This is a genomic window from Caballeronia sp. RCC_10, from assembly GCF_041360715.1.
GTDB lineage: Bacteria > Pseudomonadota > Gammaproteobacteria > Burkholderiales > Burkholderiaceae > Caballeronia > Caballeronia grimmiae.
In genome coordinates, this window is record NZ_JBFUPT010000027.1 from 14,265 (window position 1) to 35,427 (window position 21,163).

At 63.4% G+C, this 21,163-nt stretch carries 21 protein-coding genes and 1 riboswitch; of the genes, 7 read left to right on the forward strand and 14 right to left on the reverse strand.

What is annotated here, in order from left to right; translation table 11 throughout:
* Window positions 1–6: 6 nt before the first annotated feature.
* Window positions 7–957: a hydroxymethylglutaryl-CoA lyase gene (locus tag AB6804_RS27155; protein WP_370889082.1), complete on the reverse strand. Its 951-nt coding sequence runs from the start codon at window positions 955–957 to the stop codon at window positions 7–9.
* Between the two features lie 132 nt (window positions 958–1,089).
* On the opposite strand from AB6804_RS27155, the gene AB6804_RS27160 reads away from it, so the two are divergent.
* Window positions 1,090–1,998 carry a LysR family transcriptional regulator gene (locus AB6804_RS27160; protein ID WP_035969878.1) on the forward strand — a complete coding sequence of 303 codons (909 nt, stop codon included), beginning with the start codon at window positions 1,090–1,092 and terminating at the stop codon, window positions 1,996–1,998.
* A gap of 31 nt (window positions 1,999–2,029) precedes the next feature.
* Here the strand turns inward: AB6804_RS27160 and mntP are convergent, their stop codons facing one another.
* The 4 genes from mntP to AB6804_RS27180 all read right to left on the reverse strand — a co-directional run bounded on the left by mntP (window position 2,030) and on the right by AB6804_RS27180 (window position 4,334).
* Window positions 2,030–2,599: a manganese efflux pump MntP gene (gene mntP / locus AB6804_RS27165; RefSeq protein ID WP_370889083.1), complete on the reverse strand. Its 570-nt coding sequence runs from the start codon at window positions 2,597–2,599 to the stop codon at window positions 2,030–2,032.
* Window positions 2,600–2,609: 10 nt separating this feature from the next.
* Window positions 2,610–2,786: riboswitch (yybP-ykoY riboswitch) on the reverse strand.
* A gap of 21 nt (window positions 2,787–2,807) precedes the next feature.
* Window positions 2,808–3,494, reverse strand: coding sequence for an RNA polymerase sigma factor (locus AB6804_RS27170; protein ID WP_370889084.1), 687 nt, complete (start codon window positions 3,492–3,494; stop codon window positions 2,808–2,810).
* A complete protein-coding gene (locus AB6804_RS27175; RefSeq protein WP_370889085.1) occupies window positions 3,491–3,799 on the reverse strand; it encodes a cupredoxin family copper-binding protein in 309 nt (102 codons plus the stop codon). The genes AB6804_RS27170 and AB6804_RS27175 overlap by 4 nt, the downstream gene beginning before the upstream one ends.
* Before the next feature lies 1 nt (window position 3,800).
* Window positions 3,801–4,334, reverse strand: a complete 534-nt coding sequence (locus tag AB6804_RS27180; RefSeq protein ID WP_370889086.1) for a DUF4142 domain-containing protein — start codon at window positions 4,332–4,334, stop codon at window positions 3,801–3,803.
* A gap of 150 nt (window positions 4,335–4,484) precedes the next feature.
* Between AB6804_RS27180 and AB6804_RS27185 the strand changes: the two genes are divergently transcribed.
* Window positions 4,485–6,149 carry an alpha-amylase family protein gene (locus AB6804_RS27185; protein WP_370889087.1) on the forward strand — a complete coding sequence of 555 codons (1,665 nt, stop codon included), beginning with the start codon at window positions 4,485–4,487 and terminating at the stop codon, window positions 6,147–6,149.
* A 17-nt stretch (window positions 6,150–6,166) separates the two neighbouring features.
* On the opposite strand, the gene AB6804_RS27190 is transcribed toward AB6804_RS27185, so the two are convergent.
* From AB6804_RS27190 to AB6804_RS27210, 5 genes are all read right to left on the reverse strand, one after another.
* Complete coding sequence (locus tag AB6804_RS27190) at window positions 6,167–6,928, reverse strand: 3-oxoacyl-ACP reductase (protein WP_370889088.1); 762 nt, start codon at window positions 6,926–6,928, stop codon at window positions 6,167–6,169.
* Between the two features lie 91 nt (window positions 6,929–7,019).
* A complete protein-coding gene (locus tag AB6804_RS27195; RefSeq protein ID WP_370889089.1) occupies window positions 7,020–8,411 on the reverse strand; it encodes a glycosyl hydrolase in 1,392 nt (463 codons plus the stop codon).
* Window positions 8,412–8,708: 297 nt separating this feature from the next.
* Window positions 8,709–9,740 carry an alpha/beta fold hydrolase gene (locus AB6804_RS27200; RefSeq protein WP_370889090.1) on the reverse strand — a complete coding sequence of 344 codons (1,032 nt, stop codon included), beginning with the start codon at window positions 9,738–9,740 and terminating at the stop codon, window positions 8,709–8,711.
* Window positions 9,741–9,795: 55 nt separating this feature from the next.
* Window positions 9,796–11,301, reverse strand: a complete 1,506-nt coding sequence (locus AB6804_RS27205; protein ID WP_370889091.1) for a M81 family metallopeptidase — start codon at window positions 11,299–11,301, stop codon at window positions 9,796–9,798.
* Window positions 11,302–11,337: 36 nt separating this feature from the next.
* Window positions 11,338–12,651 (reverse strand): MFS transporter, encoded by a 1,314-nt coding sequence (locus tag AB6804_RS27210; RefSeq protein WP_370889092.1) that lies wholly within the window; start codon window positions 12,649–12,651, stop codon window positions 11,338–11,340.
* 123 nt (window positions 12,652–12,774) lie between these two features.
* Here AB6804_RS27210 and AB6804_RS27215 point away from each other — a divergent pair, with 123 nt between their 5' ends.
* Window positions 12,775–13,725 carry a LysR family transcriptional regulator gene (locus tag AB6804_RS27215; protein WP_370889093.1) on the forward strand — a complete coding sequence of 317 codons (951 nt, stop codon included), beginning with the start codon at window positions 12,775–12,777 and terminating at the stop codon, window positions 13,723–13,725.
* A gap of 198 nt (window positions 13,726–13,923) precedes the next feature.
* On the opposite strand, the gene AB6804_RS27220 is transcribed toward AB6804_RS27215, so the two are convergent.
* Complete coding sequence (locus tag AB6804_RS27220; RefSeq protein WP_370889094.1) at window positions 13,924–14,850, reverse strand: LysR substrate-binding domain-containing protein; 927 nt, start codon at window positions 14,848–14,850, stop codon at window positions 13,924–13,926.
* Between the two features lie 105 nt (window positions 14,851–14,955).
* Here AB6804_RS27220 and AB6804_RS27225 point away from each other — a divergent pair, with 105 nt between their 5' ends.
* The gene (locus AB6804_RS27225) at window positions 14,956–15,699 is read left to right on the forward strand and encodes an SDR family oxidoreductase (protein ID WP_370889095.1); all 744 of its coding nucleotides are present in this window, start codon (window positions 14,956–14,958) and stop codon (window positions 15,697–15,699) included.
* A gap of 250 nt (window positions 15,700–15,949) precedes the next feature.
* On the opposite strand, the gene AB6804_RS27230 is transcribed toward AB6804_RS27225, so the two are convergent.
* Complete coding sequence (locus AB6804_RS27230) at window positions 15,950–16,546, reverse strand: hypothetical protein (protein ID WP_370889096.1); 597 nt, start codon at window positions 16,544–16,546, stop codon at window positions 15,950–15,952.
* Window positions 16,547–16,584: 38 nt separating this feature from the next.
* Between AB6804_RS27230 and AB6804_RS27235 the strand changes: the two genes are divergently transcribed.
* Window positions 16,585–17,028 (forward strand): hypothetical protein, encoded by a 444-nt coding sequence (locus AB6804_RS27235; protein ID WP_370889097.1) that lies wholly within the window; start codon window positions 16,585–16,587, stop codon window positions 17,026–17,028.
* A 39-nt stretch (window positions 17,029–17,067) separates the two neighbouring features.
* Here AB6804_RS27235 and AB6804_RS27240 read toward each other — a convergent pair whose 3' ends face one another.
* On the reverse strand, window positions 17,068–19,419 hold the full coding sequence (locus AB6804_RS27240) for a type VI secretion system Vgr family protein (protein ID WP_370889098.1): 2,352 nt from the start codon (window positions 19,417–19,419) through the stop codon (window positions 17,068–17,070).
* A gap of 21 nt (window positions 19,420–19,440) precedes the next feature.
* Window positions 19,441–19,923 carry an Hcp family type VI secretion system effector gene (locus tag AB6804_RS27245; RefSeq protein ID WP_370889099.1) on the reverse strand — a complete coding sequence of 161 codons (483 nt, stop codon included), beginning with the start codon at window positions 19,921–19,923 and terminating at the stop codon, window positions 19,441–19,443.
* Window positions 19,924–20,075: 152 nt separating this feature from the next.
* Between AB6804_RS27245 and AB6804_RS27250 the strand changes: the two genes are divergently transcribed.
* Window positions 20,076–20,669: a type VI secretion system tube protein Hcp gene (locus AB6804_RS27250; RefSeq protein WP_370889100.1), complete on the forward strand. Its 594-nt coding sequence runs from the start codon at window positions 20,076–20,078 to the stop codon at window positions 20,667–20,669.
* A gap of 1 nt (window position 20,670) precedes the next feature.
* On the forward strand, window positions 20,671–21,162 hold the full coding sequence (tssE, locus tag AB6804_RS27255; RefSeq protein WP_370889101.1) for a type VI secretion system baseplate subunit TssE: 492 nt from the start codon (window positions 20,671–20,673) through the stop codon (window positions 21,160–21,162).
* Window position 21,163: the final 1 nt, after the last annotated feature.

Here is a 21,163-nt window from a genome sequence, read left to right on the forward strand (position 1 = left end):
AAAGCCTCAGGCGGTCAGCGCGGCGCTCGCCGCATGTTTCGCGAATGATTTGGGAAGACCGGCACGCCACAGCGCGCCGCGCAGGGTTTCGCCTTCGAGCCATTGCGCGACTTTCTCGCGCAGCGCAAGCAGGCCGCTTATGTCGATGCCGGTTTCGATGCCCATGTCGGCCAGCATGAAGGCAAGGTCCTCGCTCGATGCGTTGCCGCTCGCGCCCGGCGCGTGCGGGCATCCGCCGATGCCGGCGAGCGTCGCATCGAAGCGCGCGACGCCCGTTTCGAGCGCGGCGTACACGTTGGCGAGCGCAAGGCCGCGCGTGTCGTGAAAGTGGCCGCACCAGAAGCGTTCGCCGGCGAGGCGGCGTGCCTTCTCGAACAGCTCGCGAACGGCGCGCGGTCCCGCATAGCCGACGGTATCGGCGATGCTTACGCGATCCGCGCCCGCATCGAGCAAAGCCTGCATACAGCGCAGCACTTCGCTTTCGTCGACGCGTCCCTGGATCGTGCAGCCGAACGCCGTGCCGATGCCGCCTTCGATCAACGTCTTCGCGCCCGATGCATCGCGGGCGGCGCGGATGCGCGCCACCTCCGCGACCACTTCATCGGGCGTCTTGCGCAGATTCGCGAGGCTGTGCTCGCGGCTCGCCGAAAGCGGCACGAGCAGCAAATCGGCCTGCGTCTCGAACGCGCGTTCCGCGCCTCTCAGGTTCGGCACGAGCACGGAAACGAAGAGCCCGGGCAGTGTCTTCGCGAAAGCGACGAGTTCGGCGGTATCGGCAAGTTGGGGCAAGAGGCGCGCGGGCACGAACGAGCCGACCTCGATCTCGCGCTGCCCGGCCTGGTAGGCGTCGCGAATCCATTCGCGCTTGCGTTGCGTCGGCAGAATCCGCTGAATGCTTTGCAGGCCGTCGCGCAAGCCGACTTCGCGTATCGCCGCGTCAGTGGGGAACAAGGGCATGAGCCGTCTCCGTGATATCGCCGGTCATCGTGTCGCCGACGTTGTGCTAACTTTAGACCTTCCGCCGCGACGCAGAAGCGGTATGTTGGAAGCGTTGCGATTCCGAACCGGAATGTCTAAAAGGAAACGTCCGTGCGCGATATCGACCTGAAGACGCTGCGCCTCTTCGTCGCCGTATGCGATCACCGCAACATCGCGCGGGCGGCGGAGGAGCAGCACATCGAGCCCTCCGCGATCAGCAAGCGCATCGCGCAGCTCGAAGCGGACCTCGGCGTGCCGTTGCTGTCGCGCTCGCGGCGCGGCGTCGAGCCGACTGGCGCGGGCATCGCGCTGCTCGAACACGCGCGCAACGTCCTGTTCACGCTCGATCGCATCGGCAGCGACGTCGCGGCGTTCGGCAGCGGGCTGCGCGGGCGCGTGAGCATTTGTGCGTCGGCGTCGGCGATGGCGGAAGCGTTGCTCGACGATATCGCCGCGTTCATGCGCGAGCCGGCGAACGCGAACATTCGGGTCGATGTCGAGGAAAGGTTATCGACGGAGCTGGTGCGGCAACTCCGTGAGGGCGCGGCGAGCATCGGCGTCTGCTGGGACAACGTCGATCTCGAAGGCTTGCAGCACGCGCCTTATCGTCAGGACCGGCTGGCGCTGGCCGTGCATCCCGACCATCCGCTGGCGAACGAAACAAGCCTGAGCTTCGAAGACACGCTCGAGTACGAGCACGTCGGGCTGCTGCCGTCGACCGCCGTCCATACGATGTTGAGGCGATCCGCCGCGAGCGCCGGCAAGACGCTCTCGTATCGCGTGATCGTGTCCAGTTTCGATGCCGCGTTTCGCGTCGTGGCCGCGGGCCTCGGCATCAGCGTCGTGCCGGTGGAAGTGGCGGCGACGTATCAGTCGGTGTTCGGCGTCGCGGTCATTCCGCTCGTCGATGCCTGGGCGGAACGGCGCTTCGTGGTGTGCTTCAAGGGCTTCGACACGCTGCAGCCGGCGGCTCAAAGGATGGTCGAGCATCTGACGAGCCGGGCGCGGCAAGCGGCCTGAGCGCCGCCAGCCCGCGCACACTCAGTTCGACTCAGCTCGTATAACCGAGATGTTGCGCGAGAATCGCGCAGCCGACGCCGATCAGCACCACCCCGCCGACGATCTCCGCCCGCTTGCCGATGGTCGCGCCGACGAGCCGGCCGATCATCACGCCGACCGTCACCATCAGCATGGTCGCGAAACCGATGGTGGCGGCGGTCGAGAAGATATCCACGTCGATGAAAGCGAGGCCCGCGCCGACCGCCATCGCATCGATGCTGGTGGCAAAACCGGTGACCGCCAGCACCCAGAATGAATGCGAGTTGGGCTTGTCGTCCGCGTGTTCGGCGCTGCCGCAACCTTCGCGGATCATGCGCGCACCGAGCAGAAATAGCAGACCGAACGCGATCCAGTGATCCCACGCGGTGACGTACTGCGCCGCCGTCCGGCCGATCGCCCAGCCGACGAGCGGCGTGATGGCTTCGATGACGCCGAAGATGAGGCCCGTCCGGAGGGCTTCGGTGACGCGTGGCTTGCGCAGGCTCGCACCCTTGCCGACGGCGGCCGCGAAGGCGTCGGTTGACATGGCGAAGGCGAGGAAGATCGTGGAGGCGAGGTTCATCGAGTAGGGCTCTGGCCGGGCGAAGAAACACGACGCAACGCGCCGCCCGGCCTGAGGGCGCGTTCCGTCGATGGTCTTGCCAACCTTTGATGGCTGCGCATGCCACGGTCCCTGTGCGCGGACCGAGTGTGTTGACATGCGCGCTTTCCGTGGGACGGAAAGCCGGCTACTCCCCAGCGAGAAGCGAGAGCTTAACACGGCCGATAGGCTAGGAGCCGCCATCGGATAGCGTCGACAGCACCCTAGCGACGATGCGATCGCACCGCGCCCCGCCGAACTCGAACACGTCGCGCTCGGCGAGATCGAAGGCCTGCGCAAGCGATTCGCGCAACAGGCTGCGCGCCCGAAAATGCCGGCTGCGCACCGTCGCTTCCGGAATGTGCAGACATTGCGCGGTCTCCTCGACGCTCATCTCTTCGATGGAGCGCAGCACGAACACGACGCGAAACAGGTCCGGCAATTCATCGAGCTTGCGTTCGAGCAGCGCGCGCACTTGCGCACGCGCGAGCGCCTGGTCGGGCGCATCGTCGTGCGAGCGGGTCGTATCGGCCGGTTCGATGGCGGCGGGCGCATCCACGATCGGAATCACGTTCTGACGACGCGCCGAGCGCCGCAATCGCGCGAAGCATTCGTTGAGCACGAGCCGCGACAGCCACGTGAGCAATTGCGAATCACCGCGAAACTGGTGCATCGACCGGAACGCGTGCAAGTACGCATCCTGCAGCGCGTCCTCCGCTTCGGCCTCGTTGCGCAAGGTGGCGCGCGCCAGCCGATACAGCCGGCGGTTATGCCGCCGCATCATCGCTTCGAACGCGGCGCGGTCGCCCGCAACGATGCGGCGCGCGATGGCGAGTTCGTCGTTAATGGTGTCGGTAGCGGAAATCATCGTCGTCATCGCCGTACGTTGAGCACCGCGTGCATCGCCGGATGCAGCGTGCACGAATACGCGTAACGTCCGGCATCGCGCGCCACGTAACTCCACGATGCGTTCGCCGCGATGCCGTGCGAATCGAACGCTTTGGCATCGGCGGTCGCGGTATGCGGGAACAGGTCCTTGTTGATCCACATGACGCGATCGCCGCGAGCGACCGTCAACGCGGGCGGACTAAAGCGCATGCCTTCGATGACGACGACATGCGTCGCCGCAATCGCATCGACGGGCAACGCGAGCGCACTCATCAGCCAGATCAGCAAGCGCATGTCATGCACCGTTTCTGGCGAGGTCCGCCTGCACATGCCGCGCGTGTTCGAGATGCGCGACGAATGCCGGCCGCACTTTCACCAGCAGCGCCTTTAGTTCCGCGTTCTTCGCGCTGGGAATGAGCGTCTTGTCGAGTGCATCGAGCACGCTTTGATGATAGGCGACCTCGTGATCGATATACGCCTTGTCGAAGCTGCCGCCCGATAACTGCTTCAACTTGGCGATGTTCGCGTCGCCGCCTTGCTTGAGGCTCTGGCTCGCCGGGCTGTCTTCAGGCGTGACGTCGAGCTTCTTCACCAGGTCGGTCGCAGCCTTGTTGACGCCGCTGTGATCCGTGACCATCTGCTGCGCAAACGCTTTCACGTCCTTCGATTTCGTTTTGTCGCCAGCGAGCTTGCCCGCGTCGATATCGACCTGATTGGCGGTCACGACGATCGCGGCGATTTGCCGATCGGTCGGCCCAGCCCCTTGCGCACGGGACGCGATGCTCGTCAGCGCGAGCGCCGCCGCGAGCGCGAAATGAATGCGTTTCATATGACATCTCCGCGTATGAAGTGGCAGACACGGCATTGGATGTCACGTCGAAGAAGCGCGTTCCCGCACCGCAGTCCAATCCCGGATTGCCCGCGCCGGCGGATCACGGTTACACTCGGACGCACACGAACCGGGCCTCGATCCAAGCGCATGCTCAACGATCTCTGGTACAAGAACGCGGTCATCTACTGCCTGTCCGTCGGCGCGTTCATGGATGCGAACGGCGACGGCATCGGCGATTTCCAGGGCTTGTTGCGGCGGCTGGACTATCTTCAGGGGCTCGGTATCACCACGATATGGCTGATGCCGTTTCAGCCATCGCCGGGTCGCGACAACGGCTACGACATCTCCGACTACTACAACGTCGATCCGCGCTACGGCACGCTCGGCGATTTCGTGGAATTCACTCACGCGTGCCGTCAGCGCGGCTTGCGCGTGCTGATCGATCTGGTCGTGAATCACACGTCGGATCAGCATCCGTGGTTCAAGGAAGCGAGGCGCGATCCGAATTCGAAGTATCGCGACTGGTACGTATGGTCGAAGAAGCGGCCGGCGGGCGCGGACGACGGCGTGGTGTTCCCCGGCGTGCAGAAGTCCACGTGGACCTACGACAAGCAAGCGGCCCTGTGGTACTTCCACCGCTTCTACGACTTCCAGCCCGACCTCAACACGGCCAATCCGCACGTGCAGGCCGAGTTGCTGAAGATCATGGGTTTCTGGATTCAGCTCGGCGTCTCGGGGTTTCGCATGGACGCGGTGCCGTTCGTCATCGCGACCAAGGGCGCGCAGGTGAAGAAACCGGCCCGGCAGTACGACATGCTGCGCATGTTTCGCGAGTTCCTGCAGTGGCGCGAAGGCGACGCGATCATTCTCGCGGAAGCCAACGTGCTGCCTCACACCGACATGCAGTACTTCGGCGATGCCGGCGAGCGGCTGCAGATGATGTTCAACTTCCAGGTCAACCAGAACACGTTCTATGCGCTCGCGAGCGCCGATACCACGCCGCTGAGAAAAGCGCTCGAAGCGACGAAATCGCGGGCGGCAACCGCGCAATGGGGCGTATTTTTGCGCAATCACGACGAACTCGATCTTGGCCGCTTGTCGCCGAAGGAACGCGAAGCCGTGTTCGCGGCGTTCGGTCCCGAGCCGTCCATGCAGCTGTACGAACGCGGCATCCGCCGGCGTCTTGCACCGATGCTCGATGGCGACCGTCACCGGCTCGAACTGGCGTACAGCCTCATGCTGACGCTGCCGGGGACGCCCGTCGTGCGTTACGGCGATGAAATCGGCATGGGCGACGATCTGCGTCTGCCCGAACGCGAAAGCCTGCGCACGCCGATGCAATGGTCGACCGAGCCGCATGCGGGCTTCACGAAACATGCGCGCCCGGTTAGCCCGGTGATCTCGGGCGGACCGTATGGATATGAGCGCGTGAACGTCGCGAGCCAGCGAAGAGATCCCGATTCGCTTCTGAACTGGATGGAGCGGATGATCCGCATGCGCAAGGAAGTGCCCGAGATAAGCTGGGGCGATTTCGCGATTCTTCGCACCTCGCGCGACGACGTGCTCGCGCTGCGCTACGACTGGCGCAACAACTCGGTCGTCTGTCTGCATAACTTCAGCGCCGCCGCGTGCACGGTGAAGTTCCGGGTCGGCGCGGCAGCGGGAGAAAGCGGCAAGCTCGTCAACCTGCTCTCCGGCGATCACAGCGAAGGCAACGCGAAAGGCCAGCACAGTGTCGTGCTGGAACCGTATGGGTATCGCTGGTATCGCGTGGGCGGGCTCGACTATCTGCTGAAGCGAAGCGAGGTTTGAGCCGGGTTGACTCCGCGTCAGCCCTTGACCAGCCCCCCGTCGACGACGAGGTTTTGCCCCGTCACCGCACGCGCCCACGGCGAGAGGAAGAACAACACGGCGTCGGCGAATTCGGCCGGCGTGGTGACGCGCCGCAGCGGCGTGAATCCCGCGACCATGTCGAAGACCGCCTCGGGCGTCGCGCTGCTCGCGTCGGTGGTGCGCAACAGGCCGCCCGACACCATGTTGACGGTGATGCCGTCCGGACCGAGATCGTTCGATGCGGTTCTCGTCAGCGCGAGCAAAGCCGCTTTCGCCGCTGTGTAATCGTGATACGGCACCACGGGATTCTGGAAGAGATTCGTGCCGACGTTCACGATGCGGCCAAAGCCAGCGGCGCGCATGTCGGGCAACGCGGCCTGGATTGTGTTGAGCGCGCCCTTGAGCGCGCCGTCGATCTGCTGCTGAAAGCGCGACCATTCGATGTCACCGATCTTCGGGCGCGCGTCGCCATCGAAACTGAAGTCGGCCAGTGCGTTGTTCACCACCGCATGCACGGGCCGGCCGGTTCGTGCGCGCGCCTCGTCGAAAAGGCGCGCGACGGATGCCGCATCGGTGACATCGCCCTTAAGCGCGACGACGCGCGGGCCGAGCCGCTCGGCGAGCGCCATCGCCCCGCTTTCGCTGCGGCGATAGTTCACGACGACGCCCGCGCCTTCGCGTGCGAGCGCCTCGACGATCGCGGCACCCAGACCGCGTGCGCCGCCGGTCACGAGTACGTTCTGTTCAGACAGCAGCATCGGCACCTCGAATTCGTTGTGAAATGGTCGAGGCATTATGCCGGATGCCCTCGCGATCCGAAGTCGCGGTCCGCTCGATCCGCATCGACCGTTACGCCGTCTTGACCGGATTCGCCGCAATGAAGTTCTTGAACGTGGCGTACGCCGGATTCTTCGTGACGCCATCGCCCTGGATCAGCCCGTAGCTCGGGTCGATGACCGCGTACATCATCACGCTTTCAAGGTTGTACTTGTCCTTGATTGCGTAGTACGACGCCATCGTTTCCTGCACATACGCCGATTGCGCCGTCGCCGAGTCCGCCGAACCGGACCAGCCCCATTCCGTCAGCCAGATCGGCACGTTGAACGAGTCCTTCAGCACTTGCAGCACGTTGATGCACGCGTTGTTGCGCCCGGCGCACTCGATCTTGCCCGAGCTGTGATACCAGTGATACGTCGTGTAGTCCCACTGAAGCGCAGCCGCGTCCGATACGCCCGTGGCCGTGCCGTTCGGCGAGATGCCGTTCCACAGCATTTGCAGCGCGCGATAGGCCATCGGGATGCCGACGTTCACGCCGCACTTGATGGTCGGATCGACCGCCTTCACGCCCGCGATCATGCCGCGGATCACGCCCCGGAACGACGGCCACTCAGCCGGGTTCCAGTCCGACGTCTGACTGCCGTCGCCGCCGAGTTGCAGGCCGACGGTATCCAGTTCGTTGCCGCATTCGATATGCGTGACGAGGCCCTTCAACGGTTGGGTGCAGCGCACCGCGAAGTCATAGCCGAGCGAATAGGCGGCGGCTTCGGTGCCCTTCGGGTCCCAGCCCGCCGAACGCGGATTGAGCACCGGCATGATGCCGACGCCGCTGCCCGCAAAGCATCCGCGCAGGGCCATCGCGAGCGTCATCGACATGCCCGCGTCGGCGGTGTCGCAGCGGTACATCGTTACGCCGAGGTCCTTCAGGATGGCGAGCTGCTGCTCGGCGGTCATCGTGTTGTAGATGCCCGACCCCCAGGCCATGTGGCCGTTGATGCCATAAAACAGCGACGTGTTCGACGGCTTCACCACGTTGCGCGGATCGATCGTGCCGATGTTCTTCCACGGCGAGCCGTTCTGATACCAGACGCCGCTCGAATTCTGCGCGTAGATGATGCCGTTGAAATACAGGATCAGCGCCTGCGCGACGCTCGAACCCGTCGACACGCCCGTGCCGTTCTTCATCACCCGGCCATTGAGGAGCGTCCACACCACACCGCTGCTGTCGGTGATGGAAGCCGCCGGCGGAGTCGTCGCGCCGGACAGAGAGACCGTGCTTGCCTTCGCGACGCTTTTCGCGACGCCCCCAGCGTCGCCTGCGGAGTCGGAGCCGCCGCCACATGCCGACAATGCCGCGCCACCGGCGCCGGCCATCAACACCGACAGGAATCTGCGGCGCGAGAACGGCGCATCGTTGGACGCAACCGGTAAGACTTCCTTGGTGCTTTCTTTTGCGTTTTTCATGACAGGTAAGGAGGACCGTTAAAGTTCAATGATCTGAACTATATTCAGTTCTTTTTTACCTGTCGTCGTTACACTTTTTTACGTATGAAAATAAGTCGAAACATATTTCGTTCGGGCGGCGCGCGAAAGAATCGCTTATTTATCGGTCGAAAGGGAAAACGTTTGCGATCGTGGGTAGCCAATCTGGTAAGTAATACTTGAGCGCGCCGAGGGGACGCACTCAAGTTTCGCAAACGTTTAAAAGTGAGTAACGAAATCCGAAATAAGTTACCGGGTACTTTTTACCTAACTAGCCGATTACATTTGGTCCGCTTCGGTCACCGCATCGGCGAATGCCTTGGGCGCTTCTTGCGGCAGGTTATGTCCGATGCCGCCCGACACGTTGCGATGCTTGTACTTGCCCGTGAACTTCTTCGCGTACGCGGAAGGATCGGGATGCGGTGCGCCATTGGCGTCGCCTTCCATCGTGATGGTCGGCACGCTGATCGTGGGGGCGCTCGCAAGACGCTGCTCGAGCGCGTCATATTGCGGCTCGCCCTGCACGAGACCGAGACGCCAGCGATAGTTGTGAATCACCACGGCGACATGATCGGGATTCTCGAACGATCGCGCCGAGCGGTCATAGGTCGCGTCATCGAAGTCCCACTTGGGCGACGCCAGTTGCCAGATCAGCTTGTTGAAGTCGCGACGGTTCGCCTCGTAGCCCTTCTGCCCGCGCTCGGTTGCAAAGTAGAACTGATACCACCACGCTAACTCGGCCTTCGGCGGCAGCGGCGTCTCATTCGCCTTCTGACTGCCGATCAGATAGCCGCTCACCGACACCATCGACTTCACGCGCTCCGGCCACAGCGCCGCGATGATGTTCGCGGTGCGCGCGCCCCAGTCGAACGCACCGAAGCTGGCCTGCGAAATCTTGAGCGCATCCATGAGCGCGATGATGTCCACCGCCACCACCGCCTGCTGGCCATTGCGCGGCGTGTCGGCGGACAGGAAGCGCGTCGAACCGTAGCCGCGCAGATACGGCATGATCACCCGATAACCCTGCGCCGTGAGCAGCGGTGCGACCTCGGCGAAGCTGTAGATGTCGTAAGGCCAGCCGTGCAGAAGCATCACGACGGGGCCATTCGCCGGCCCTGCTTCCGCATAACCGACGTTGAGCGCGCCTGCATCGATCTGGCGGATATCGGCGAAGCCCGCCGTCGATGATGCCCGCGCAGGCCTGGATGTCTGCGCGGACGCGAAGTCGCTCAGGCCGAGCTGCATCGCGCCGACGCTTGCGATGGTCGTGCCCAGCAAGCGGCGGCGCCGCGCGTTGATCTCGTCCGTCATGGTGTTTTTCTCCTTTCCGTTGATGTTTCTTGTCGAATGAGCGAGGCGGCGATAGTCACGCCGCCGATGCGCGCAACGCGGCCAACGTCGGCCCCATCGGACGCACACGCATGCGCGCGTCGAGATTGCGCCACGGCAGATCGGCCGGATCGGCGGCCATCGGACCCGGCGCTTTGGCGACGAGAATGCGCGCCGCTATCGGCTCGAAATCGGCGCGAAAATGCACCGAGCTCTTGTTCACCAGAACTTTCATGCGTTCCGGCTCGATGCCCGCTACGCGAAAGAGATTGCGATCGAACACCTGCATCTTGATGCTGCTCACCGCGATCCGCACGCCTTCGATGCGCAGACACGCGGTCGGCCCGAGTTCGCCGGTCATGCCGTTGAGCATCGGGCCATCGAAACGGAAACGGCCATCCGACAGATACTCGACTTCGAACTCGCCTTCAAGGGGTGAGTCGCCCGGCACGTTCGAGCCGCCGCCGAGCGCGAGCCTGATGCGCGCGCCCACGCCCGCCCGATGCGCGGTTTTTGCCGCGTGCTCGTCCCAGATGACGCCCACGGCGGCCTCTTGCGCGCCGTTGCGCAATAGCGCGCGGACCATGCCCATCGTGTTCGAATCGCCGCCCACGCCGGGGTTGTCCTGCGTATCGGCGATGATGACCGGGCCGGATGCATCGCGGCTCGCGTCGATGGCTTCGCGGGCGGCTTCATCGGGCGTGAGGAACGGCACGTCCCAGCGGGCTTCGTCATCGACGAGTTGCGTGAGGAGCGTATCGACGGCACGGTCCGCCGATGCCTGATCGAGCGCGTAGCCCCAGAACACCGGTCCGCATTCCTCGAAGTCCGATGCCGGAAATCCCGGCGCGAAGGATAACGAAATAACTTCCCGTTCCAGAGTTTCCAGCGTGCCATACATGCTACGCGCCGGCTCGACGAGCGTGCACATGCCATTCACCGGAATCAGGAACGGCACGCGGCGCATCGCGCGATGGAACGGCTTGCCGTGCTCGATGCGTTGCGCAAGCAACTGCCCGGCGCGCAGTCCGGTCTCGGCCATGTCGACATGCGGATACGTGCGATACGCGACGAGCGCATCGGCGAGTTCGAACATGCGCGACGTCACGTTGGCATGCAGATCGAGCGATACGACGAGCGGTATCGCCTCGCCGACGATGCGCCGCACGCGCGCCAGCAACTCGCCTTCGCCGTCATCGAGATGCTCCGTGACCATCGCGCCGTGCAGGTCGAGATAGATCGCATCGAAGCCGCCCTTCCTCACCTGGTCGACGATGACGCCCGCGATGCGCTCGTACGCATCCTCCGTCACGTGCGCCGATGCGCTCGCGCCCGCCCAGATGACCGGCAGCAGTTCGTGGCCGCGCGCTTCGGCCCATTGAATGAAGCCGCCGATCGGCACGTTCACGTCGCGCAGCTTCAGCACGTCCGCGCCGTGCGCCATCGGCGGGAAGCCTTCGCCCTGGATGAAGCTCTGGTAAGTGGCCTTCGTCGGCGCGAAGGTGTTCGTTTCGTGCTGGAATCCTGCGATCAGAATTTTCATGTTGGCGCTCCTTAGGAGATCGTCGTCGATGGGAAATCAGGCGGTGCGCGCTTTCGCGGCTGCAACCGTGCGCTTGTTCGTCAGGATCAGCACGCACGAAAGCGCCGCCATGCACGCCATCAGAAGCAGGCCGCCGCTCGTGCTGCCCGTCGCGGATTTCACCCAGCCGAGCGCCGCCGGACCCCAGAAGCCGCCCGACAGGCCGATCGTGTTGATGAGCGCAATGCCGCCCGCCGCAGCCGGGCCCGCAATGGTTTCCGACGGTATCGCCCAGAACACCGTGTAGGCCATCCACATGCAGGCGGTCGCCGCCGTGAGCAGCGCGAGCGTCGCGACGAGATGGCCGGATGCGTAGGGCGTAACAGCGAGCAGCGCCGCCGCGGCGAGCGCCGGCAATGCGCTGTGATAACGGCGCTCGCCCACTGCATCGGAACGGCGTCCAGCCGCGTACATGGCGATTGCGGCGGCAACATACGGGACCGCGGCGTACCAGCCGAGGCGGAGGGTGTCGTTCACGCCTTGTTCCTTGAGGAGCGTCGGCAGCCAGAAGCTCATCGCGTAGATCGGAAAGATGATGCAGAAGTACGCGAGCGCCAGCCGGTAGACACGCGGATTGCGCAATACTTCGGAAAACGAATCGATTCGATGTTCATGCCCGCCGTTGCCGCCGACTTCCGCTTCCACGAGACGCTTCTCGTCTGGCGTGAGCCAGCGCGCATCGGCAGGACGATTGGCGAGCGTGAACCAGACGAGCGCACCGAGCGCCAGGCACGGCAGACCTTCGACGAGAAACATCCACTGCCAGCCGGACAAGCCGCCGACGCCCGCGAGGGAAGACATCAGCCACGCGGATAACGGCCCGCCGACCACACCGCCAATCGGCCCCGCGACGAACACCAGCGCGATCGCGCGCGCCATGCGCTTCGGCCCGTACCAGCGCGACAGGTAATAGATCATGCCCGGCGCGAAGCCCGCTTCGAACACGCCGAGCAGGAAGCGCATGGCATAGAACGCGGGCACGTTGCGCACGAACAGCATGCATGCCGACGTAATGCCCCACAGCACGAGGATGCGGCTGAACGTGAGCCGCGCGCCGATCCTCGGCAACATCAAATTGCTCGGAATCTCGAACAGCACGTAGCCGATGAAGAAGATGCCCGCGCCGACGCCATACGCGGCGTCGGAGAAGCCTAGATCGCTTTGCATCTGAAGTTTCGCAAAGCCCACGTTCACGCGATCCAGATACGCGAACATGTAGCACGCGATGAGCAGCGGCAGCAGCCGCCAGTTAATTCTGCTGTAGAGCGCCGCAACCGCGCGGCTGCCTTGCTGCATCTCAATCGTCGACATGGGCGTCTCCTGTGTCTCTTCCCTTCATCGGGTAAGGCCATGTTGAGCCTGTGCTACTGTGCGAGCAAGAGCAACTAAGTTCACGTATCGTTGCCTTTTGAGCAACACAGGGGAACGTCAACCATGCGCGAAATCAACCAGCAACGCCTGCGCTATTTCCACGAAGTGCTTTCGCACGGCACCATTCGCGGCGCGGCGGATCACCTGAATACATCGCCGTCGGTTATCGCGCGGCAAATCAAGCTGCTCGAAGACGAACTCGGCACGACGCTCTTCGAGCGCGAGGCGCGCGGCGTGCGGCCAACCGAAGCGGCGTTTCACCTGCTCGAATTCTGGCGGGGCTATCGCTCGCAACAGGAGAAGCTCGAAGACCAGTTGCACGCGTTGAAAGGCTTGCAACAAGGCCACGTTCGGCTTGCGGTAAGCGAAGGCTATGTCGATACGCTTGTCGACGACGTGCTCGCGCCGTTCTGCGCCCGCTATCCGCGACTTCAGATCGACGTGAAGATGCTCGCCGTCGACGACCTGCTCGATGAAGTGGCAGAGAGCCGCGCGCATATCGGGCTCGCGTATAACCCCCCACCGCACGAGCGCATCGAGATTCGTGCAAGCTCGCCGCAGCCTGTCGTGTTGCTCGCGCGGCGCGATCATCCGTTGGCGAAACGCGGGGGCGTCGCGCAGATCGGCGACCTGCTCGACTATCCGCTCGCGCTGATGCCGCCGAGCTTCGGCATCGGTCATGTCGTGAAGATGCTGGAGACGACCGACAACCTCGCCATCCGGCCGGCGCTCACGACCAACTCGCTCAGCGCGCTGAAGCGCTTCGTCGCGGCGGAGAATTTCATCACGCTGATCGGCGAGTTTGCGGCGTATCGCGAGCTGGCCAGCGGCGAGCTGACCATCATCCCGATCGCGCATCCGCTCTTCGAGAGCGCGCAGGCCAGGCTCCTCGTGAAAACGGGACGGCCGCTTGCCGCAGGTCCGCAGGAATTGCTCGACTGGATTCTCAGCAGGATGCCGATGTTCGCGCAAGGCGCGCCCGGTCGCGGCAAGAGCAGACGGGCACGTCGATGAGGAGCGTCATGATTGTCGGAGACGCGCGATCTGTGGTCACGCACATAACCTCAAGCGATGCGAAAGGCGGTCTGCCTGAGCTGATCTGAGCGTCATCGAGGGAGAAGGCATGGCTGGGGAGCACGAACTTTCTGCTGACGCAGCGTTATCCGGAGCCTCTGACTGTCGCTTATTGAAGCGACCGCCATCACAGCGCAATCAGATACGCGCATCGAACTTCGACGCGAGCCTGCCTTGCTCGAACGTCGACACGACGAAGTCGATGAACACTCTCGTTCGGGCCGGAAGCAGCGTCCGCTTCGGATAGTAGAGCGCGATCGGATTCTGTTCCGCATACCATGCGGGAAGCAGCCGGACGAGCGTGCCGTTCGACAATCCCGGCGCTGCGTGTGGCATCGGCAGAAGCGCGAGACCTTGTCCGAGCATCGCGGCATGCGCAATTGCTTCGGGATCGTCGAAGATCATCCGCGTGCGGAACTCCGCGACGCACTGTTCGCCCACTTGATTGATCAGCGTCCACGCACGCAGCCGCCCGGTCGTGGGCGAGCGCCGCGCGATGCCATCGAAACCGATGAGTTCGGACGGATGCGTCGGCATCTTCCGCCCCGCCATGAACGAAGGCGACGCCACCACGACGATATGCGTTCGCGCCAGTTCGCGCGCCACGATCGTCGATGTCAGTTCGATGCCGCCGCCAATCGCCACGTCGAAGCCTTCCGCGATGATATCGACAGGCCGGTTATCGAAGTGCCAGTCGGGCACGATGCCGGGATACCGATCGAGAAACGCACCGAGCATCGGCACCAGATATTCGCGGCCGAATGCAAGCGCCACGCTGACCTTGAGCGTCCCGGACGGTTTGCCGTCGATCATCGCCGCGCCCGCGAACGCATTGCTTATCGCCTCGAACGGTCCCGCGATCTCGCGCTGGAATTGCTCGCCAGCCGGCGTCAGCGTCAGGCTGCGCGTGCTGCGCTGAAAGAGGCGAATGCCGAGTGTCGCTTCGAGCCTCGCGATGTTTTTACTGACCGCCGCCGGCGTCATGCCGAGCCGCCTCGCTGCCGAGGAGAAACTTCCAAGCTCTGCGCTCAGAAGGAATGACTCGACGAAGTTGAGAGCTTCCATGATCATTCGATACCGGCGGTTGAAAGTCATAGTCTAAATCGACGCTACTCAACGCCCGCCGGCGCGGCGATACTTCGTGCATCGACTACTCAGGAACACACTCAAATGACCTCGACTCTCTCTGGCAAAGTGGCTTTCGTGACCGGCGGCGCACGTGGCATCGGCGCGGCAATCGTTCGAAGACTGGCGCGCGATGGCGCCAAGGTTGCCTTCACCTATAAGGGATCAGCTGCCTCGGCGAATGCGCTGGCGGACGAGATCGTCGCAAACGACGGCCATGCGCTGGCTTTGCAAGCCGATGCCGGCGACGCCGTCGCGCTAAGCCGTGCAGTCGACGAGGCCGCCGCTGCGTTCGGCAAGATCGACATTCTCGTGAACAATGCGGGCGTGCTATTCCTCGGACCAGTGGACACCTTCTCGCTCGAAGACTTCGACACCACGTTGCAGATCAACGTGCGCGGCGTATTCGTCGCGGTGAAGGCGGTGTTGCCGCACATGGGAAACGGCGGGCGAATCGTCAATATCGGCAGTTGCAACGCGGAACGCATGCCGTTCCCGGGCGGCGCCGCGTACGCAATGAGCAAGTCCGCGCTTCAGGGCCTCGTTCAGGGCATGGCGCGCGATCTCGGTCCGCGCGGCATCACGGTCAACAATGTCCAGCCCGGTCCCACCGACACCGACATGAACCCCGGATCGAGCGACTTCGCCGCGTCGCTGCATGGGCTGATGGCCCTGCAACGCCACGCGCACCCCGATGAAATCGCGGGGATGGTCGCTTACGTCGTCGGCCCGGAGGCGGGATTCGTGACGGGCGCGAGCCTGACGATTGATGGCGGCTTCAACGCTTAATCGTTCGCTGCTAGAACGCCGATAGAACGACGTTGCACGGCCTTGCCTGCCGTGCAACGTCTTCGCCTTCTCGCCCGCCTGAAAACCAAGACGTTTGCGAAATGCGTTGCCTTGAGTCGTCTTCATGAAGACGTGCATTTCTTTTCGTCATTCAAAGTCGGTTTCAAGGGTTGACCGTTAGTCGCATTACCAGCGGTCATCAGGCGTCGATTCCCTTTGACATCCCCTCACGCGAAATCTAACGTTCAAGTCAAGCATCACGCATGACACCGTCGGCGACCGGCTCATGGACACTGCCGCTGAACGCAACTTGATCTGCGACGTTTCCCGCGATGTCCTCGCGCACCTCGCGCCCAACGAGCTGCCGCTCTTCACGACGATCAGCGCAGCTTGGTTCGCCGATCTCCAAGCGGCGCAGAAAGCGTCGCGCAACGGGAATGCCGCCCTCGGCTTCGGTCCCGATCCGTTTTCCGTTCTCTTCGCACCGTTCGTCCTTCAGGTCGTTTCCGAACTTTTGCCGATGCTTGGCAACATCGCGTTGAAGGCGACGGAGACGGTCATCGAGGAAGAAGTGTCGGTCGCGGTCAGATAGATGTTCCGCCACGCCGACGCCGACGCCCCCGCCGATGCCGCCCCGATCCTCACGAGCAAGGAACTGGGCGAAGTGCATCGCCATGTGACCGCCGCTGGCAAACGCCTGCGCATCGAGCCTGCGCAAGCCCAGCGGCTCGCCGATGCGGTCGTCGCCCAGTTGGTGATGCCCGACAAGTGAGCGCATCATGCCGGACCACGATGCATCGGCGGTGAGTGCGCGGCGGCTCAACCCGTTGCCTTTTCCGTCCGACATCACGCGACGATTCGATAACCTGATTATTCGCGTCGTGTGTGTCAGCAGCCAGTTATACGCACACCGCCGACGCGATTCACGCGTCGTTCTCGCCGCTCTTTCGCATCGCCGAGCGCACGGGCAGCAGCGGCTATGCGCTCGTCATGCCGATTGCCTTCGCAGCAGCGCTCGCGGCGCTCATCGCGGCATCGCGTCCGGGCGCCTTCAATGCGCTGTACGGCCTGTGCACGGGACCGGTCGCGGGAATCGTGATGAGCATCGGCGGGCTCGTGACCATCGAACTGAACGCGCAATCGACGCTTGATTCCGCGCTGACGTCGGTTCTGCTTTACCTGTGCGTCGCATCGCTCGCGGCGCTGCCCGGTGCGATGGCGGGCGCGATCGTCGGCAATATGCGGCGCCATGCGAAGCCGCAACGCGCGCTTTCGATGCCGGGCAAATCGCTCATCGTGCTGCTCGTTCTCGCGGTGCTGGCTGGCTGATCAAATCGATTCACGACATCTGACACAACAAGACGCACGTCAGTTTTGCATGATCTTCGATCCCTTCATCACGATGTCGCTGTCCGCCTTGACGTTGATCTTGCCGCTCCCGTCGAGCAAAATATTCTTCCCTTTGATCTCGATCGTGCCGTCCTTCTTCATCGTGATGCTGGCATCCCCCGTGACGAGCGTGATCGAATCACCCGCGTTGATCTGCAGCTTCTTACCGACGGTCAACGTATCGTCCTCCGTGATGGACGTCGTGCGCGCCTTTTTCACCGTGCTCGACTGCGCGCCGTCGATGGTCTCGCCCATGTCCTTGCCAACGGTGACAGTCTGCGCACCCGTCACGGCGAGCGTCTGATCGCCGCCGACCTTCGTCTTTTGATCGCCGTCGACATTGACGGTCTGATCCGCGCCCACGCTCACCTTCTGATACGCGACCACCTTCAGGGTCTGATACGCGCCGATCACGATCTCCTGCGCCGCGCCCACCGTAATGGTCTCGTTGATGCCGACGAAATGCGTCCGCTGCAACAGCACGCTGGCCGTTTCCATCATCTTGACGAGGATGGTGCGGTTCTTGTCGATGGTGATCTTCTCGTTCGCACCGACCGTCTCGGTGCGGTTCTGGCCAATCGCGATCGTCTCGTTCTGTCCGACCTTCTCATTCCGGTCGACGACGACCTCGATCTTCTCGTTGTTGCCGACAGTCTCCGTCCGGTCATGCTTCACGACCGTCGTTTCATCGTGGTCGATGTTCTTCTTGCGGTCACGCCCGACCCAGTGCGTTTCATCGTTCTCCACTTCGATATCCTGATTTTTCTCCGCGTGGATCAACACCTGCTCGGCGCCCTTCTTGTCCTCGAAGCGCAGCTCGTTGCAATTCGCCCCGCTGCCGCCCTTGCTGGAGCGGCTCTTGATGCCCGACTGCGTCATGTTGGCGGGCAAGTCGTAAGGCGGCATCTGCTCGGCGTTATAGACGCGGCCGGTGATGATCGGCCGGTCGGGATCGCCTTCCAGAAAATCGACGATCACTTCCTGCCCCATGCGCGGAATCGCAATCGCGCCCCAGCCCTTGCCGGCCCACGGCTGCGATACGCGTATCCAGCATGAGCTGTTCTCATCGCGCTTGCCTTGCCGGTCCCAGAAGAACTGCACTTTCACGCGGCCATATTGATCGGTATAAATTTCATCGCCGCCCGGCCCGACGACGACCGCCGTCTGCGGACCCTGCACGAAGGGCTTGCGCGCGGTGCGGGCCGGCGCGAAGGGCTGTTTCGCGTCGATCGCGGAGAACCAGCATTCGCAGCGATTCGACTGCGCGCCGTCGAAGGCTTCGTAATCGGCGATATCGATTTCATATCGCGTGCGCGTGACGAGATACTGCATGTTCTGATCGTTGCGCGGATGCCGCGTCAGCTTGAGCAGCGCCCCGGCGCGCACGCTCCTGCCATTCGTGCGGCCCTCGGCCTCATGCCAGTTGATGCCGGGATCGTCCGGCACGCTGCCTTCCACGCGCCATTCGTCCGCTCGCGATTTCGCGCGGCTGTCGCCGTGATCCGCTTCGACATAGCCGCCGGGATAATCGAAATGTTCGAGGCCCGAGAACGCGTCGAAGCCCTCCATCTGCTTGACGGCCTGCTTCTGCAGCGGCCGCGACGGATGCTTGAAATCGTAATCGGTGAGCAGCCAGTTGCGCGTTTCGATCGCGTGCTGCAAGCGCCATTCGCTGACGAACTCCGCATCGGGCGCGGCAGCCATCACCGCGCCATACGGCAGCGATTCGCAGCCCGCGACGCTTTCGTGCGCGGCGAGCGTGTCGGTGAGTATCAGCGATTCCTTGCCGTCCTTGTCCTGCAGCCAGTAGTAGATGCCCTCGTCTTCGAGCAGGCGGCTTACGAAGTTGAAGTCGGATTCGCGGTACTGCACGCAGTATTCGCGCGGCGGATGCTTGCGCGCATTCGCCTTCCATTTAATCTCGCCGAATTCGAGGCCCTTGTACACCGGATCGGCGAACACGGCCTTGACGATTTCCTCGACCGTCTTGTTCTGAAAGATGCGGCAGTTGCTGCGCCGCGAAAGCAGCCACAGCCACGGCCGCACCACCGCTTCATAGACGTGGAGCCGTCCGCGCATGCCGGTTTGCCGAAAGCCGACGACGTAGCCGCCGAACACGCGCGGCTTCGCCTTCGGCACCGTGAGCGAGACGCTCACGCGCTTGCCCAGGATGCGGCTGAAGTCGATATCCGCGCGCTTGGCGACGAGCGTGAGTTCGCAACGCGGCATGCGCCCGAGTTCGGCGCTCGCGCGCAGGCTCAGGAAGCGCACGTCGTCGCCGAGCGGCGTATCGACGGTAGCGAGCGGCTTTTGCGCGACGGCTTCGTTCATGGCTATCGGTTCGGCATGACGTCAACGGACTTCGGTGCTGCGCACGTCCCAGCCGAACTTCACCGCGCCGCCCATCGCGCCCTTGTCGTCCTGCGGCTTGTATTCGAATTCGATATCCGCGAACGACAGCTCCACCGTGTTCTCCGGATAGCCGCGCTGGTCGCACCGCATGTCTACCTTCGATACCGTCACCTGCTTCATCGTGACCGTGAGGAACTCCTTCTGCCCGTCGCCCGACTTGTTCATCGTGAACTTGACGCTCGCGATGTGCTTGCCGGTCGCGCAACTCTTCTGGATGGTAGGCGCGGCCTTGTCGTAGAGATGCGTGAACACGAACACGCCCGGCATGGCCTTGCCGATGCCGCTGCCGCCGCCGGTCGTCGGATTGCTTGCGTTGGCGACTTGCCATTCGAAGCCCTGTACCTCGATCTGCCCTTCGGCCCCCTTGTGCTTGCTCTCACCCTCGATTCCGTCAATCTTCACATAGCAGTCGATGGTACTCATGCGGTCCTCCGTCGTGGTCCGGTCCAGTGCGTTGCAGGCGTCGTACGCATGCAATCCAACCGGTAAACGAAACGGGACGCATGCTTTTGAAGTTCAAAATCGTCCGTGGCGCGCCGTCTTATCTTCGATGACCCATCACCCGGATGAGCACGATGCCAACCAACGAGCCGCCGCGCCTGCACAGCAGCCTCACGTTCGACGTGCCGAGTCAGTTCGATTTTCTCGCGCTCACGCAGTCCGACGACATGTTCCTGCACGTCGTGCCGAAGCGCAGTAACACGCCGGTCAAGGGCGAAGCGAAGAAACGCGGCGACTGGGACACGCCGATGCAGATTCACGGCTGGCGCTGGGCGCAAGGCTATGAAGCCGCGCCGCATGCCGCCGCGCTCAACGCGAACGACATGCGGGTGACGGCGCTCGGCGTCATCAAGATGGTGGACTCCGCTTCGCCCGTTCTCGCGAAGCTCTGCGCGCAGGCCGAATTGCTCGCGCTGGCGCATATCCGCTGCTACAAGGCGGCCGGGACGGACAACGGCGTGCAGATCGAATATCTGTCGATGAAGCTGGAGCAGGCGTATATCCGCAACTATCACATCTTCACGAGCGCACGCTTTGCGCGGCCCTGCGAAGTGTTCGAGTTCTCAGCGCAGCAGATCACGATGACCTGCGCGCCGCAGACCGAAACCGGCAGCCGGGGCGCGGACGTGATCTTCGCGCTCGATGTCTCCACGCGGCGGATAAGCTGACATGGACCCCGACCGCCTGCAGCCGTCATTGCTCGATCGCCTGATCGACGACGATCCCGCCGCCGCCGATCCCGCCAGCGAGCGCTTCATGTCGCATCGAAGCCTGCGCGCGGCCGTGCTGCGCGACGTATCGTGGCTCTTCAACACGACGAACATCGGCGGCGCAATCAGCGAGGAGCACTTCGCGCATGCGTTCGCATCGGTGCTCAACTATGGCTTGCCGTGCCTGTCGGGGCGCTTCGCTTCGACCATCGACACGGTGATACTCGAACAGGCGATCCGTCAGGCGATCGAACGCTTCGAGCCGCGCATCGATCCGTCGTCGCTCGAAATCGAACCGGTGCTCGACCGCTCCGTGCTCGACATGCACAACCAGATCGCGCTGGTCATTCGCGGCCTGCTGTGGGCGCAACCGGTGCCGCTCGAATTCGCGCTGCGCACGCAGATCGATCTCGAGGAAGGCGGCATCACCGTCATGGAGTTGCCGCGCTGAC

Bases quoted from the DNA above. Each gene is read 5' to 3' on its own strand.
- AB6804_RS27155 (WP_370889082.1), bottom strand. From the start codon at position 957: ATGCCCTTGTTCCCCACTGACGCGGCGATACGCGAAGTCGGCTTGCGC.
- mntP (WP_370889083.1), bottom strand. From the start codon at position 2,599: ATGAACCTCGCCTCCACGATCTTCCTCGCCTTCGCCATGTCAACCGAC.
- AB6804_RS27170 (WP_370889084.1), bottom strand. From the start codon at position 3,494: ATGACGACGATGATTTCCGCTACCGACACCATTAACGACGAACTCGCC.
- AB6804_RS27175 (WP_370889085.1), bottom strand. From the start codon at position 3,799: ATGCGCTTGCTGATCTGGCTGATGAGTGCGCTCGCGTTGCCCGTCGAT.
- AB6804_RS27180 (WP_370889086.1), bottom strand. From the start codon at position 4,334: ATGAAACGCATTCATTTCGCGCTCGCGGCGGCGCTCGCGCTGACGAGC.
- AB6804_RS27185 (WP_370889087.1), top strand. From the start codon at position 4,485: ATGCTCAACGATCTCTGGTACAAGAACGCGGTCATCTACTGCCTGTCC.
- AB6804_RS27190 (WP_370889088.1), bottom strand. From the start codon at position 6,928: ATGCTGCTGTCTGAACAGAACGTACTCGTGACCGGCGGCGCACGCGGT.
- AB6804_RS27195 (WP_370889089.1), bottom strand. From the start codon at position 8,411: ATGAAAAACGCAAAAGAAAGCACCAAGGAAGTCTTACCGGTTGCGTCC.
- AB6804_RS27200 (WP_370889090.1), bottom strand. From the start codon at position 9,740: ATGACGGACGAGATCAACGCGCGGCGCCGCCGCTTGCTGGGCACGACC.
- AB6804_RS27205 (WP_370889091.1), bottom strand. From the start codon at position 11,301: ATGAAAATTCTGATCGCAGGATTCCAGCACGAAACGAACACCTTCGCG.
- AB6804_RS27210 (WP_370889092.1), bottom strand. From the start codon at position 12,651: ATGTCGACGATTGAGATGCAGCAAGGCAGCCGCGCGGTTGCGGCGCTC.
- AB6804_RS27215 (WP_370889093.1), top strand. From the start codon at position 12,775: ATGCGCGAAATCAACCAGCAACGCCTGCGCTATTTCCACGAAGTGCTT.
- AB6804_RS27220 (WP_370889094.1), bottom strand. From the start codon at position 14,850: ATGGAAGCTCTCAACTTCGTCGAGTCATTCCTTCTGAGCGCAGAGCTT.
- AB6804_RS27225 (WP_370889095.1), top strand. From the start codon at position 14,956: ATGACCTCGACTCTCTCTGGCAAAGTGGCTTTCGTGACCGGCGGCGCA.
- AB6804_RS27230 (WP_370889096.1), bottom strand. From the start codon at position 16,546: ATGTCGGACGGAAAAGGCAACGGGTTGAGCCGCCGCGCACTCACCGCC.
- AB6804_RS27240 (WP_370889098.1), bottom strand. From the start codon at position 19,419: ATGAACGAAGCCGTCGCGCAAAAGCCGCTCGCTACCGTCGATACGCCG.
- AB6804_RS27245 (WP_370889099.1), bottom strand. From the start codon at position 19,923: ATGAGTACCATCGACTGCTATGTGAAGATTGACGGAATCGAGGGTGAG.
- AB6804_RS27250 (WP_370889100.1), top strand. From the start codon at position 20,076: ATGCCAACCAACGAGCCGCCGCGCCTGCACAGCAGCCTCACGTTCGAC.
- tssE (WP_370889101.1), top strand. From the start codon at position 20,671: ATGGACCCCGACCGCCTGCAGCCGTCATTGCTCGATCGCCTGATCGAC.